Here is a 13466-nt window from a genome sequence, read left to right as displayed (position 1 = left end):
TCGGTGCGGGGCTTGCCGGCGGCGTCGAGGGCACGCGGTGTGGTGTTCACCGGGTCGGAGGCCGGTGGCCAGGCCGGCTGGTGTCGGGCGGGGGCTGCTGACGCAGCGGCGAGGGCGGCGGCAGAAGAGCGGCACGTGTCGCGGCGGTGCGGGCCCGCATCTCCTCGAGGCGGCGCTCGACCCGGGCGTGGGTGTACAGGTCGATCGCGTCGGTGAGGTGGTCCCACTCCTCGCCGTCGAGGCCCGCCGGGCGCGGGCCGAGCACGTCGGGGCCGGCGCGGTGGTGGCGGCGCCGGTAGTCGCCGATGGCGGTCAGCAGCTTGGTGTAGGTGCGCTGTTCGTCCTCGTCCTCCTCGCCGGGGGCGGTGATCTCCTCCATCCAGGCTTCGGGCAGAGGTTCGCCGGCGAGCACGGCGGCCAGGGCACGCCGGGCGAGGCGCGCGTCGAGCGCTCCGTAGGACAGGGGTGCGACGCCGAGGGGGTCGCGCAGGGCCGGATGGTCAGGCAGGGGCCCGGTGGGCGGCGGCGTGTCGAGGTGGCTGAGGGCCGCCTCGATCATGACGGAGGCGGGAGCGTCGGGTGGCGGGAGATGCACCGGGCGGCGGCGTCCGGTCAGGGCGCGGACCCGGGCGTCCAGGTCGTCCCAGGCTGCCGCGTCGTCCGGGTCTGCGGGGCGCGGGCCCAGTCCGGGGACTGCGGTGATGGCGTGGCGGGTGCGCCACAGTTCCACCAGCGCGGCGGTGGTGGCCCATGCGTGGCGGCGGCGGGGGGCGCTGGTGGGGGGCGGGTCCCCGAGCGGGCGGGCCCAGGCGGGCGTGGAGGCGGCCAGGGTGTGGCCGCGGTCGGCCAGGGCGCGCGCCAGGATGCGGTGACGCTCGGCGAGGTGGCCGGCCCAGTGTTCGGGGGTGTCGGGGTGGACCAGGGCGTGGGAGTCGGCGACCCAGTCGGGTATCTGGCCGCGGTAGTTGGGGCGGTGCGGGGCGTGGTCGGGCAGGCGCTCGCGGAAGCGGAGCTCGGCGTAGATCTTGTCGGAGACGGCGTCGGCGCGGGCCAGCGCGGCGCGCGCGGAGTGCTGGCGATCAGCTGTGGAGGTACGCCGTGTCTGGAGAGTGCGGCGCATCGCGGCCAGTGAAGTGGCGCCGGGGGCAGCGTTGCTGGTGGCCCGCTCGCGCTGGAAGTCCTCGCGTGCGACGTCGCGCCAGTTCAGGGCGCGGCGCAGCTGGGACTCGCGGGTGAGGTCGGCAATCAGGTGCCGGGCCGTGTCGGAGAGCGGGGTTTGGTTCGTCTGGGCGCGGCGGATCTGGGTGCGCACCATGGCCAGTTGGGCGGCGAGCTCGCGGCGGGTCAGCTCCCCCATGGGGCGCTGGTCCCAGGCGGGATGGGTGTGGCCGGCGCGGGTGGTGACGGAGGCGGGCAGGTGAGTGAAGGCGGCGTCGGCCGCCTTGAGCGCCTCGCGAGCAGTAGCCCGGTGGGCGGCGGCGAGCTTCGTGAGGGTGTGCAGCTGGGCCAGGGTGAGGGCGGCCAGCGGACGGTGCCGGTTGTCCTGCTGGGCTTCGGCAGCGTCCTGCAGGCGCTCGCGCAGCCGCCAGGTCAGCACCGCGGACGGGTCGTCCGCGTCGCCGAAGCCGCGCTTGGGCACGGTGTTGGAGAGCAGGCGGGGCAGGTCGAACCCGGCTCGTTCGGCGTCGTGGAGCACGCGGACCAGGGCCGGGTAGGCGTCGGCGGCCATGAACATCGCGGCCCGGCCGGGGCCGAGGGCGTGCTCGATGAGACCGGTCAGCCGGGCGGTGGTGGCGCGCTCGGCGACGTCGGCGAACTCGGTGGACAGCTGCCCGGGCGCGGCGATCTCGCGTTGCAGGGCGGTGATCGACTCGGTCGCCGACAGCTGTGCGCGGCGCCTGGCGGCGATGGAGGCGAGGACGTCGTCGAGGCGGTCGCCGTCCTCGAGTGCGACGTAAAGGCGGTTGGTGCGCGCGCCGCGGGTCAGCTGGACGTAGACGCCTTCACGGTTGGAGCGGGCGGAGGCCAGCGCGTGCGAGGTGTCGACCGTCATGCCCTGGGAGCGGTGGATGGTGGAGGCGTAGCCGAGCTCGCACTGGGCGGACATGTAGTCGGCGGGCAGGCGGATGCGGCCGCGGTGCTGGGTGTGGCGGACCACCACGTCCCCGCCGGGCAGGATCTGCTGAACGGTCCAGGTGTCGCCGTTCTTCACGAAGTCGCGGCCGCCGCGCACGGTCATGCGGCGACGGTTGAGGCGGGTGACGATGACGTCGCCGACGTGCGCGCGCTGCCCGGCACGCAGCGCGGCGGCCTGGCTGGTGTCGACGGTGCCGGCCTCGATGTGCCAGGCCTGGGCCCGCAGGTTGAGCGCGGTCACCGTCGCGGTGTCGGCGGCCGTCATCAGCGAGGTGAGCCCCTTGCCGAGGTCCTTGGCCCAGGCGGCGAACACCATGTCGCACATCGCGTCGTAGTTTCCGGCGACGATCCGGCCCTTGTTCCGGTACCAGTCGAAGACCGCCCGGTTGTCCTCGCCGTCGCGCAAGGTGAGGGAGGCGTCGGCCTCGCCGGGCACGCGGAAGCGGTGCAGTTGGTCGAGTTCGACCGCGCCGCCGGCCCGGGAGATGAGCCGCAGGGCTCCCCCGGCCTCGACGGCGGCGAGCTGGTGCGGGTCGCCGAGCAGGCGCACCACCGCCCCGGCGGCCGCCGCATCGGCGAGGATCCGATCGAGCAGGAGGGTACCGGCCATGCCCGCCTCGTCGACCAGGACGACGTCGCCGGGGTGTAGCTGGAAGTCCTCGCCGACGGTCTTGCCGTCGGCGGCCCGGCCGCGCTGGTGCAGCCAGGAGTGCAGGGTGTGGGCACGGCGGTCGAGGTCGCTGCCGAGGACTTTCGCCGCGCGGGAGGACGGTGCGAGGGGGATCAGCCGGCCGCCGGCCGCGTCCACGGCGCGGGCTACCAGCCGCATCGCCGTGGTCTTTCCGGCGCCCGCAGGCCCCAGGCCTGCCAGCAGCAGCTGCTCGGAGCAGGCGAAGGAGGAGGCCAGTGCGCGCTGTCCGGCGTCCATCGGGCCGCGGTGCAGGGCGGCGACGCGGGCGAAGGTGCCCCGCCCCACCGGTGGGATCACGCTGGTCCGGGCGGCGGCCAGCAGCCGGCTCTCGGCGGCGAGCAGGGTGTGGGTGGTGTAGGTCTGCGAGCCGATCGGCCGGTAGACGGAGGTGCCGTCCGCGCGTTGGAGGTCGGGATGGGGCGGGTTGATCTCGGGTGGAGTGATGTCCAGGCAGTCGGCGTGAGCGAGGACCCGGTCGGTGATCTGCTCGGCCGCCTGGGGTGCGGCGGTGGCCCCGGCCAGGGTCCGCATCAGGTAGCGGCGCGCCTCGGCCAGTACGTGGCGGCGGTGGAACGTTGTACGCCGCTCGACGACCGCCGCCAGGACCTCCTCGGCCCCTGCGGCGATGTCGAGTGCCGCGGCGGCGGGTTGGCGGAGGGCGGCGGCCTGCGCGGCGGCCAGCAGTCCGTCGACGGTGGCGCGGTCGGTGACAGCGACGGCGCGGCGCCGCCAGGTGGCGAGTAGTTCGTCCAGCGAGCGTGCCGTGCGCTTGGCGGGACTGCTCTGGTTGCGCGCTCGCTCGATCAGGGCGTAGCGGGCTGGGCCGTGCGGCTGGCGTCCATGGCGTCGCCGGTAGTCGTCGAAGAGGGCGTCGGCCGTGGTCCGTACGGCGTTGCCCCGCTGTGCGAAGGCCGCGCGCAGCCGGGGGTCGATCCCGCAGATTCGCATCACGGGCCGCTGGCCGGGCGTGACCTCGACCTCCTCGGCGGCAAGGCCCAGTCGGGAGCAGAGAAGTTCGAGGGAGCGCTGGTTGAACAGTTCGCTGGCGACCACGACATCGCGCAGCAGGAGCCTGGAGTCCAGGTTGCGCCAGCGGCCGTCCGGTCCCTTCACGCGTGGGGAGATGACCGCGTGTTCGTGCACCATGGGGTCGCCTGCACGGGATTCGTAGTGGAGATAGACCGTGGCCAGCAGGCCCGGCTGGGCCCGCTGCTGGGCCACGCCGCCCGGGCCGGTGCGTACTGCGAGCGCATGGTGCTCGAGCCACATCAGGGTCTCCGAGCGTGCATGGGCCAGGACCTCGAGGACGATCCTGCGCACCTCGGGGCCGCCGAGGGCGAACAGCAGGGACAGCTCCTCGTTGGAGAAGGTCAGGTCGTAGCCGGTGACGGCGTGGCGCTGGGGGCCTGTCCGTGCGGTCAGGTACCGGCCGAGTTCGGCGCCGGCCGACGGCGCCCGGTGGTATTCGACTTCGAAGGCGCGCGCTGCGGTCCGCATCCGCAGGTCCTTCGTCTCGGCCTTCGTCAGCGGGCGGCACAGCTGCTCGCTGACGTGCTCAAGGACCTGTTCGATCTCCTTGTCGAGCGGGGAGGATTCGGCGAGTTGCGGTACGGCCGGCCCGAGCTTGGCCGCCTTCATGGCCCGCTTGAGCGAGGCTCCCTCGCTCAGTTCCCGGGCCGTGATCGCCTCGGCATCGGGGTGCATGCCGAGCCCGAACAAGGCGCGCATCTGGGCGTCGCTCACGATGCCGGACAGCCCGAGAGCCGTGGCGGCCTGTCCGTGCCACACACCGGGCGGCACCCCCGGCACGCTGGAAGACACCGTCAGCTGCGTGCCCTGGGCACCGTCGCCGAGGGCGATGTTGCGCCGGTAGTAGCGCTCCCGCCCCGCCCTGATCGCCTTCGCCGCCATCCCCACGACGCCAGAAGAACACCGCGGTACAGGCCGATGCGGGCGCTGTCCGGTGCTGAGCCCCGAACCTCCCAGGGCCTTGGATACGACCTTCGAATGCGTCCCGTCGGGAGGGAAACCGGCCCTGGGGACCGGTGCAGCGTCAAAAGTGCCAGAGGTGCTCGGCAACCGGCCTGTCACCGATTGGGGACCACACGATCCCCACCACCACCGACCCTCATCACAGACCCGGCACCCGCGGCATCCCCCACCACTGGCACCCACCATCTCCACCAGCACCCGAACTCGGCACTATCCCTCTCTCCAGGGAACCGCTTCTACCTGGGGCCTCTCCCCCGCCCGGTATGGCCGCTGTCCCGTGAGCGGGACCGGGTGCGGTGACGGGCGTGCTACGGCCTGGGACGCGGACGGCTCACCCGGGCTGGGGGGCTGGAGGGCGGCTGAGACTGGCCGGGCGCAGCCTGCCACGAGGGTGGGCGCGGACGGCCGGGAGGTGGCTGCGGTGGTGTCGAGCCGGACCAAGGGCAAGGGGAAGACCAGCGGGACGCTGGCGCGCCGGAAGGTGGCGCTGGAGCGTGCCGCGGAGCGGATGGCCGAGCAGCGGCGGGCGGCGGCGGAGGCGGAGGTCCAGCGGCGGCGCAAGGAGGCGGAGTACGACGAGCTGGTGGCCGACTTCGAGTTGGCGGTGGAGGACGAGGCGGCGGCCGCCGCCGAGGTGGAGAAGGAGGTGGCTCGGGTGCGGGAGCGCGGCCAGGTGCGGATCGACGCGGCGAGGGTGGCGGCGGCGCGGGTCGTGCTGGCGATGGGCGAGGCCGGGGAGACGGTGGCCGGGTGCGGGCACCGGTTGGGTGTGGGGGCGGAGAAGGTCAAGGAGCTGCGGCGGCTGGGGCGCGAGCGCCTTGCCGCAGGGGGCTCGGAGGTGGCACCGGAGAAGGTGGAGTCGGATGCCCCGGGGAAGAGGACGGTGCCAAAGGAGACGGCGGGCGGGTCGGGCGGGGAGCAGCGGGATGGTGGGGGTGCGCCGGGGCGGGCGGGCACGGCGCGGGGCGGGGACGTGGCGCCGGGCGCTGCTTCCCCGGTGACGGCTCCCCCGGCTCCCCCGGCTCCCCCGGCCGCTCCGGCCCGATCCGTTCCTCCGGCCTCTGCCCCGGGGGTTCCTTCGCCCGGTGTGCCGGCCGGGCCTTCGGGGACGGCGGACGGTGGGGGGCGGCCGGGGTGGCCGGAGTCGTCGGGGTGACGGTGGGGTGTGGGGGCATGGAAGGGCCCCGGCTGCCGCGCGGGGCGGTGGCCGGGGCCCGGGGGTGGGGTCAGCTCTGCTGGTTGGACCAGGGTGCGGCGGAGCGCTGCGGGGCGGCGGTCTGGGGGGCGGGTGCCTGCTGCTGGGGCGGGTAGGTGGCGGGCGCGGCGGCCTGCTGTGGCCAGGCGGCCGGCGAGGTGGCCTGGGGGGCGGTGGCCTGTGCCGGGGGGACGTGGCCGGTGAAGCGGCCGGGGTCGACGTCCTTGAGGTAGACGATGACGGTGGCCTGGTCGGCGACGATGATGCGTTCGTGGATGCCGGGCGGGGTGAGGATCCACCAGATGGTGTCGTCGCGGCGCTGGGTGCGGCGGATGAGCGGCGGGGGGAGGGTGACCTCCTCGGTGATGTCGGTGTCCGGGTTGGTCTCGGGGACCGTGATGTGGTCGACGACGCTGAAGAGACCGGCGAACTGGGCGAGTTCGTTGATGGTGGTCTCGTGCCTCACGGCGCTCCCCCCTTCTGGTTGTGGCCTGGGCCTGCGGGTTCGCTTGGACGTTAGGCGGCCTGGGGGCCGTGCGGGGCGGGTGTGGTGCGCGGGTGCCGGGGGGCGGGATGCGGGTTGGGGTGGCGGGTGCCTCAGGCGGGAAACGCGGAGCGGCCCCGTGCCGGGACAGGTGTCCGGGCGCGGGGCCGCAGCGGTAGGTGTCTACTCGGTGGTCATGGTGAGGGCCATGCCCTCGTCGTCGTGGGCGATGTGGAGCAGGAAGCGGGTGGCGTGGTCGGGGGCGTTGCGCAGCAGTTCGATGAGCGTGGGGCCGTCGTCGACGGGGTGGGCCAGGTCGAGGGTTTCGTGGAGGTCGTCGCCGCCGAGGACGGTCGACGGGTCGGTGCCTGGTCCCCAGTTGTCGGCGAAGGCGATGTGGCGCCAGTGGCCCTTGTCATCACGGGCGTTGGGGGTGTGGTCGATGCCGTTGCTCATGAGGAAGGTGCCGTCGCCCTTGATCCACCACAGCCGGGGGCGTGCGTCCGTCTCGCCGGGGCCGAGGGCGTGCTCGGTGGCGGTGATGGCGTGCTCGGCGGCGGAGCGGACTTGGTCGAGGGGGAAGGTGAGGATGCAGTCCTGCTGGGCGGGGGGCTGGTAGTCCTCGCCGAGGACGTCGCGCAGCAGGGCGTCGAAGTCCTCGCGGGTGGTGGGGGTGGCGGGGTTGGTCATGTCGGATCCCTGGCATCGGTCGGTGTGGATGGGGGCGCGGGGCCGCCGGTGGCGCGGAGGCCGGGGCGGGCGCGGCGGGTCCGACGGTGGGGCGGTGGGGGGTTAGCGCGACAAGGCTCGGCTCCCGCTGGATGCTGTGCTGGCCGGGGTCTGTGCCGGCCGGGCGTGGGGGCTGGGGCGTGTGGGGGCCGGATGGGATGTGCGGGCGGCCCCGGCACCATAGGTGCGGGGCCGCAGTCGGGTGGGGGCCGGTTCAGGCGTGGGTGTGGGGGTGGGTGGTGGTGAGGGGGAAGCCTGCGCGGTAGTCGATGCCGGGTTCGGGGGCGATGGGTTCGCCGGTCCGGGCGTCGGTGCAGTAGGCGTTGAAGACCTCGGCCTCGGTTAGGGGGTGGAGGCGGCCGTGGCACAGGCGCCAGCCGTGGACGCGGTCGCGGGCGTCGGGGGTGGTGGTGCGCAGGACAAGACCGCCGTGGCCGCTCCAGGCCATTCCGACGGCGAGGGCCGTGAGGAACTCGGTGCTCTCGGTGTCGCAGAGGAAGGTGTCCTCGATGCCGTCGCCGGTGGTGGTGGTGAGGGCGGCCAGGAGTTGCTCGTCGGCGGGGACGGAGCAGACGAGGTGGTGTGTGCCCGGGCCTGCCAGGTCGAGGAGGGTAAGCACGGTGGTGGAGGCGTGTTCGAGGGCGGCGATGCCGAGGTCCCGGCCGCAGTGGCTGCAGTGGCCGAGATCGGCGAGGAGCGCGGTGGCGTAGGCGTGGGTGGCGCGTCGTACGGCGGCGTCGGCGAGGGCTTCGAGGAGGTCGGGGAGGGACTGTCCGGTGTAGGTGATGCGGGGGCCGGTGGCGGCGAGGTCGGCGGTGTATGCCGTGCGGCTGGTGTGCGTGTCGGGGTTGATGCGGGTGTTGTCGCAGAAGTCGCTGTAGTCGCAGGGGTCGAAGAGGGCGACGGTGACGTGGCCGCCGTCGGCGGCGAGGCTGTGCAGGAGGTCGTCGATGTCGGCGAGGTAGCGGGTGTGGTCGGTGTGGGGGAACGACGCGAACTGCCGCATGGCGGTGAAGTCGTCGGGGTCGGCGATGACGGCAACGGTGGTGGCGACTTCGCGGACGGGTGCGGGCATGGTGGTGCTCCTTCGTGCTATCGGATCGCGGCACCGGATGGGTGTGCGGCGGGCAGCACGGTCGACGGCTGGGGGTTAGGGGAGCAAGACCGGCGGCTGGGATGCAGGCGGCCCCCGGCTTCGACGCGGATCGGCCCCCTGTCCCCTGGCACGGTGTGGGGGTCAGAGTTCGGAGGGCTGGGCTTGTGGGTGGCTTGCGGGGGTGGGGTCGTGGGGAGCGGGCGGGGGGGGTATGCGGGCGGCCCGGTGCCGGGACGGGTGTCCGGGCACGGGGCCGTGAGAGGGGGCGGTCAGCTGTCGTTCTCGGCGTAGAACATGCAGTCGTTCGGGATGCGGGTGAGGAGCTTGCGGGTGACGTCGGGGGCGGGGACCTTCACCCTGCTGGAGCCGTGGGCGCGGTAGTCGCGACGCAGGAACTCGGTGGAGCTCTCGTCGAGGAGGACGTCCAGGCGGGTGACGCGGCTGTTGGGGTTGGTCTGGGTGATGCCGGTGAGCCCGTTCCAGGAGGCGGGCGAGATGTTGACCAGGCGGACGCGGCGGCCGGGCTTGATGTCCTCCGGCACGGGGGTGGGGGTGAAGGGGATCTCTTCGACGGTCACGGTCGCAGGGGTCGACATGGGCGGTTCGCCTTCCGGTTGGAGGACCGCAGCCCCCAGGGGCGGGGGCGCGGCTGGTGGCGTGACCATGGAATGGCGGGGGTTAGCCGGGCAAGCCGTGGGGTTCACAGGTGCGGCATGGCAGGCGGGCGGCCCCGTGCCGGGACGGGTGTCCGGGCACGGGGCCGTGGGGTTGTTCGGTTACTCGGTGATGTAGGTCAGCTCCATGTAGGTGTCGTCGAAGGTGGCTTTCAGCAGGAAGCGGGTGGCGCCGTCGGCGGCGGCTTCGCGGAGCATGCCGAGCAGGGTGGTGCCGTCCTCGAAGACAGGGGTGGTCAGGTCGATGGATTCGCGGAAGTCGTCACCGCCGAGGATGGAGCGGGCGTCGGTGCCCGGCCCCCAGCCGTCGGCGTGGACGACGTGGGGAAGGCGGCCGTTGTCGTCGCGGGTGTTGGTGGGGTCCTAGCCGTTGCTCATGAGATAGGTGCCCTCGTCCTTGACCCACCACAGGCGGGGCGCGGCCTCGGTTTCCGCGTAGCCGAGCTTGTGCTTGTCGGCGGCGGCTGCGTGCTCGGCGGCGGCGAGGACCTTGGCAAGGGGGAAGACGAGCGTGGCGTTCTTCTGTCCGTAGGCGGTGTTGGCGGTGACGACGTCCAGCAGGGGGTTGGTGCTGGTGTCGGGGATCGGCGGGACGGTCATGTTGCCGAGGAATTCGTTCAGCCAGTCGGGGCGCTGGTCGGCGGGCAGGGCGAGCAGCTGCCGGACCTGCTCGGGATGGTTCATGGCGGCCTCGGCGCTGTCGGGGGCGGCGGGGGCGTGCTTGGGCATGTCGGTCCCTGGCATGTGTGGGGTTGGATGGGGTGCGCGGGGGCCGCCTGCGGCGGGGTGCCGGGGCGGGCGCGGCGCGGGGGGTTAGGTGGGCAAGGAGTGGTGGTAGGCGGACGCGGTCCGGCCCCGTCCCTGGAGTCGAGGGGCGGGGCCGGGGCGTCGCGGGCCGGGGTTCAGTTCAAAAGGCCGGTAACGGTCGTGAGGCCCCGCTGGGAGGTGAAGGTGACGGTGTGGTCGAGCAGCTTGACGGCGTGCTTCCAGCCCGGGTCGTGCTGGATGAACAGTCCGGTGGGCGGGAGGTCCACAGCCAGGCGGGGGAGGCTGGTGTAGCCGTGGGCCGTGAAGAAGTGCTTCTTGCTGTGCTCGTGGCGCAGTGTCAGGGCCCTGTATCCGGTGCGGCGGAAGTCGGTCTCGACGCGGGTGAGGATGTCGGTCGCGATTCCTTGGCGGCGGTGGTCGGGGTGGACGGCGATGGTGTCGATGTTGCTGACCCGGTCGGTGAGGGTGCGCTGTGTGCGGGCGGGGATCTTCTGGTTGAGCATCCAGTGGGCCGGGCCGACGTGGGCGGCGCCGACGGGGGTGCCGTCGGCGGTTTCGGCGAGCAGGAAGTGGTTCAGGCCGTGGGAGAACGGTCCGCTCTTGGCCTGCAGGGCCGCCGCGAGAGTGTTCTTGAGGGCGGGGAGTTCGTGGGCGGGGAGGTGGAGGTCGACGAGCAGGGTGAGGGCGAAGTACGTGTCGATCTCGTCGGCCCGCACGGGGCGGATCGTGATGCTGGGGGTGTGCGTGAGGGTGGTCATGCGGGTGTCTTTCGGTCCGGGTGGTTGGGCCGGGCTCGCGTCCGGGGCGGGAGCTTGGCGGTGCGGGGACCCTGGCGGGGCGGGAGGCTAGCCGGGCAAGCCCGGCGGGATTTAGGGGGCGGCGTGGCGTGCGGGCGGCCCCGTGCCGGGACGGGTGCCCGGGCACGGGGCCGTGGGGGGCAGGCTGGTCAGTCGCGGTGGGTGACGCGCGGATCGGTGAGGGCGACCAGGGTGGTGGGCTCGGGGACGGGCGAGAAGCCGGAGGAGTCGACGCGCAAGTGGACGGTGCGGGCGTCGGGGCCGGTGATCTTGACGATGTCGCCGACGGAGACGGAGCGGATATTGCCGGGCCAGGTCTGCCCGTTGTCGTCGGCGCGCTGGCGGTTGCCGACCTCGAAGGCGGCGTCGGCGGCGTCCTCGTGGTTGCGGATGCGGTCGCTGGCGCGGAAGACCAGGCGCAGGGCGCTGTTGTCGCGGCGGGTGGCGGCGGCGAGCGGGTGGTGGGGCTCGTAGCCGCTGAAGTTGTCGTGGTGGGTGTTGATGTAGACGGTGGCGGTGTACGCGGCCGGGGCCGGGGCGCTGCCGACGGCGTCGGCGGCGTCGATGTGGGCGGTGACGGTCAGGGGGCGGGTCACGAAGGTCGTCACGGCGGGTACTCCCATCGGGGCGTGCTGCTGGTTGACGGGATGGACGGTGGGGCGGCGGGGGGTTACGCGGGCAAGGAGCGGCATGGTGGGCCCGGCGCGCCCTTGTGGCTGGACGGCGGCGGCCCCGCGCCGGGACGGGGGTGTCCGGGCGCGGGGCCGGGGGCGGGCGGTTACAGGGCGCGGCCGTTGCAGTCCTCGCGGGGGTCGATGTCCTGGGCGGTGGCCTCGGCGGTGGCCTCGAAGTCGGGTTCGCCGTTGCCGTGGTAGATGATTCCGTCGCTGCCGGTGTAGGGGTCCAGGTCGGCGGGGTCGAGGTCGGGAAGGTCGCGCTGGGGCGTGAGGGCAGCGGTGATCTTGTCGGCGAGCAGGCGCAGCAGTCGGGGGTGGACGTCGACGGTGGTGGTCGCGTTGACCGTGATCGGCACGTAGTCGGTGTCGCTGTCGTCGGGCGCGATGGCGTGCGGGTGTTTCTGATTCCAGGTGGTCAGTGCCTGGATGAACTCGTTGACGGGGTCGGTGTGGGGGGACGGTGTGGGCGTGCGCACAGTCGGCTCCTGGGCGGGAAAGGGAGGTGGGTGTGGGGTTTGGAGGCCGGGGAGTCAGCGGTGCTTGCGCGGGGGGCGCCGGTGGTGCTCGCCGCTGAGGGTCCGCTCCCGGGTGGAAACGGTGAACTGCCGTGTGGTCAGGTCGAAGACCACCCAGGGGGCGTCGGCGTGGAGGGGGGTGGAGGCGTAGGGCTGGGGCTGCCAGTCGTTGCGGGATCCGTACAGGTCGTGGAAGTCGGGGAACTGTCCGGCGGCGATGAGGGAGTTGAGGACGTCGGTAAGGTTCTGCCACAGGGCGCTGGCATCGGTGCTGGTCACGGGGATGCTCCGCTTCGCGGGAGAGGGAGGGCTGGTGGCCGAGGGGGGCGCTGCTCCCCCCGGGGGCCGGTGGGCCCGATCGTGACCGGGCGGGGACTTACGGCTGCAAGGTCGTCGTCCGCCCCGGAAGCAGGGTCGGCCCCGTGCCGGGACGGGGTCCGGGCACGGGGCCGTGGGGGGCGGGTCACAGGTCGTTCTCGGCGGAGGTGGGCGGGGCGGTCGGGAAGCTGTTCAGGAGCTGCTGGGGGTCGTGTCGGTGCGCGGGCCGAGCCAGTAGAGCAGCGAGTTTTCGCGTTCGCCGGTCTCGGCGGGGCTCAGCTCCGGCTCCGGCTGCTCGTTGCCGTCGTCCTCTTCGTCGTCGGGGTCGTGGCTCTTGTAGGGGTAGGGGCTGTCGGGGTTGTCGAGGAAGGCGAGGAAGGCTTGGGTGACGAATTGACGGTCGTGGCGGTGGTCGAGCGGGAGGTACGTGCGGAGGCGTTCGAAGGCGGCGTGGGCGGCCTGTTCGGCTTCGGTGCGGGTGTAGAGGGGCTCTGGTGCGGTGCCGGGGGTGATGCCGGTGGCCTGTTCGAAGCGGTGGATCGCGTCGGCGGCGGCGCGAGCCGTGTGGGCGGGCTGGGCGGCGGTCGGCTTGAGCAGTTGGAGGGCGTCGAAGAGCTGCTGGCTGGTCTTGGTCCACGGCGAGGTGGAGGTGTCGTCGTTGTGGAGGGCGAAGTAGCCGTACTGCCACATGTCGTGGAGAGAGGCTGCGAGATGGTGGGTGGCCTCGCGGCCCGGGACCGCGCGGTAGGCGGCCAGGGTCATGCGTGCGCGGGCTGCGATGGTAGCGGCAGTGCGGGGGTAGGTGAGCTGGCTCATGGGGTCTGGTCTCCCTCTTCTGGGGGTGGTCCGGGGCGCCGGGGGATGTCAGGCGTAGGTGGGGCCTGCCATGGTGGGGCCGTAGCTGTCGCCGGGCTGGCCGGCTGCCTGGGGGCCGCCGCCGTCCGATCCCGCCACGTAGCTCCATCCGGTCACGGGGTAGTAGCCGGTGCAGCCGGGGCGGCAGGGTTCCTCCTCGTGGCCGAGGAAGTTGCCGCCGCACGCGCAGGACTCGGACCAGGCGGTGACGACCTGGACGACGTGGCCGGGGGCGGGTCGTTCGTCGGCGGCGCGCAGGAGCTCGCCGACGTTGACGGGGCGGCGCAGCGGGTTGCGGATCACGGGCCTCCTGAACTGGTGCCACTTGGCGGGCGGGTGTGGCGGCCCGAGGGGCGGGGGTGGTCGCCGCTCTCCCGGGCCGGTGCTTCGTACCGTGGCCGGGGTGGCGCCAACGACCGCAAGGGTGGCCGGGGCGCGCGGTCAGTGCGCGGGGCTGTAGGTGTGCGGGGCGAGGAGGGCGAGGGCGTCCGCGATGGGGCCGATCATGTCCAAGGGCAGGGACGCGTTCTTGAGGGCGG

General features: G+C 73.4%; 13 protein-coding genes. 1 reads left to right on the top strand and 12 read right to left on the bottom strand.

Annotated features, from left to right (window positions below):
* Nucleotides 1-46 precede the first annotated feature (46 nt).
* Nucleotides 47-4738, bottom strand: coding sequence for a MobF family relaxase (mobF, locus tag ACGF2V_RS21615; RefSeq protein ID WP_362708564.1), 4692 nt, complete (start codon nt 4736-4738; stop codon nt 47-49).
* Between the two features lie 502 nt (nt 4739-5240).
* On the opposite strand from mobF, the gene ACGF2V_RS21610 reads away from it, so the two are divergent.
* A complete protein-coding gene (locus ACGF2V_RS21610; RefSeq protein WP_362708561.1) occupies nt 5241-5975 on the top strand; it encodes a hypothetical protein in 735 nt (244 codons plus the stop codon).
* 70 nt (nt 5976-6045) lie between these two features.
* Here the strand turns inward: ACGF2V_RS21610 and ACGF2V_RS21605 are convergent, their stop codons facing one another.
* The 11 genes from ACGF2V_RS21605 to ACGF2V_RS21555 all read right to left on the bottom strand — a co-directional run bounded on the left by ACGF2V_RS21605 (nt 6046) and on the right by ACGF2V_RS21555 (nt 13230).
* A complete protein-coding gene (locus tag ACGF2V_RS21605; RefSeq protein WP_362708558.1) occupies nt 6046-6480 on the bottom strand; it encodes a hypothetical protein in 435 nt (144 codons plus the stop codon).
* A 201-nt stretch (nt 6481-6681) separates the two neighbouring features.
* On the bottom strand, nt 6682-7188 hold the full coding sequence (locus tag ACGF2V_RS21600) for a hypothetical protein (RefSeq protein ID WP_362708555.1): 507 nt from the start codon (nt 7186-7188) through the stop codon (nt 6682-6684).
* A gap of 253 nt (nt 7189-7441) precedes the next feature.
* The gene (locus ACGF2V_RS21595) at nt 7442-8302 is read right to left on the bottom strand and encodes a hypothetical protein (RefSeq protein WP_362708552.1); all 861 of its coding nucleotides are present in this window, start codon (nt 8300-8302) and stop codon (nt 7442-7444) included.
* Between the two features lie 290 nt (nt 8303-8592).
* A complete protein-coding gene (locus tag ACGF2V_RS21590; RefSeq protein WP_362708549.1) occupies nt 8593-8919 on the bottom strand; it encodes a hypothetical protein in 327 nt (108 codons plus the stop codon).
* A 441-nt stretch (nt 8920-9360) separates the two neighbouring features.
* Complete coding sequence (locus ACGF2V_RS21585) at nt 9361-9726, bottom strand: hypothetical protein (RefSeq protein ID WP_362708547.1); 366 nt, start codon at nt 9724-9726, stop codon at nt 9361-9363.
* A 173-nt stretch (nt 9727-9899) separates the two neighbouring features.
* Nucleotides 9900-10523 (bottom strand): GNAT family N-acetyltransferase, encoded by a 624-nt coding sequence (locus ACGF2V_RS21580; RefSeq protein WP_362708544.1) that lies wholly within the window; start codon nt 10521-10523, stop codon nt 9900-9902.
* Between the two features lie 188 nt (nt 10524-10711).
* Nucleotides 10712-11170 (bottom strand): hypothetical protein, encoded by a 459-nt coding sequence (locus ACGF2V_RS21575; RefSeq protein WP_362708541.1) that lies wholly within the window; start codon nt 11168-11170, stop codon nt 10712-10714.
* 170 nt (nt 11171-11340) lie between these two features.
* Nucleotides 11341-11715: a hypothetical protein gene (locus ACGF2V_RS21570; protein ID WP_362708539.1), complete on the bottom strand. Its 375-nt coding sequence runs from the start codon at nt 11713-11715 to the stop codon at nt 11341-11343.
* Between the two features lie 54 nt (nt 11716-11769).
* Nucleotides 11770-12033, bottom strand: a complete 264-nt coding sequence (locus ACGF2V_RS21565; RefSeq protein WP_362708537.1) for a hypothetical protein — start codon at nt 12031-12033, stop codon at nt 11770-11772.
* A 231-nt stretch (nt 12034-12264) separates the two neighbouring features.
* Complete coding sequence (locus ACGF2V_RS21560; protein ID WP_362708535.1) at nt 12265-12888, bottom strand: hypothetical protein; 624 nt, start codon at nt 12886-12888, stop codon at nt 12265-12267.
* Nucleotides 12889-12936: 48 nt separating this feature from the next.
* Nucleotides 12937-13230: a hypothetical protein gene (locus ACGF2V_RS21555; RefSeq protein ID WP_362708532.1), complete on the bottom strand. Its 294-nt coding sequence runs from the start codon at nt 13228-13230 to the stop codon at nt 12937-12939.
* Nucleotides 13231-13466: the final 236 nt, after the last annotated feature.

The sequence above is a fragment of the Streptomyces sp. NPDC047982 genome (assembly GCF_043204165.1).
Taxonomy (GTDB): domain Bacteria; phylum Actinomycetota; class Actinomycetes; order Streptomycetales; family Streptomycetaceae; genus Streptomyces.
Note: the sequence above shows the minus strand (reverse complement) of the source record. Positions and strands in the feature narration are given on the sequence as shown.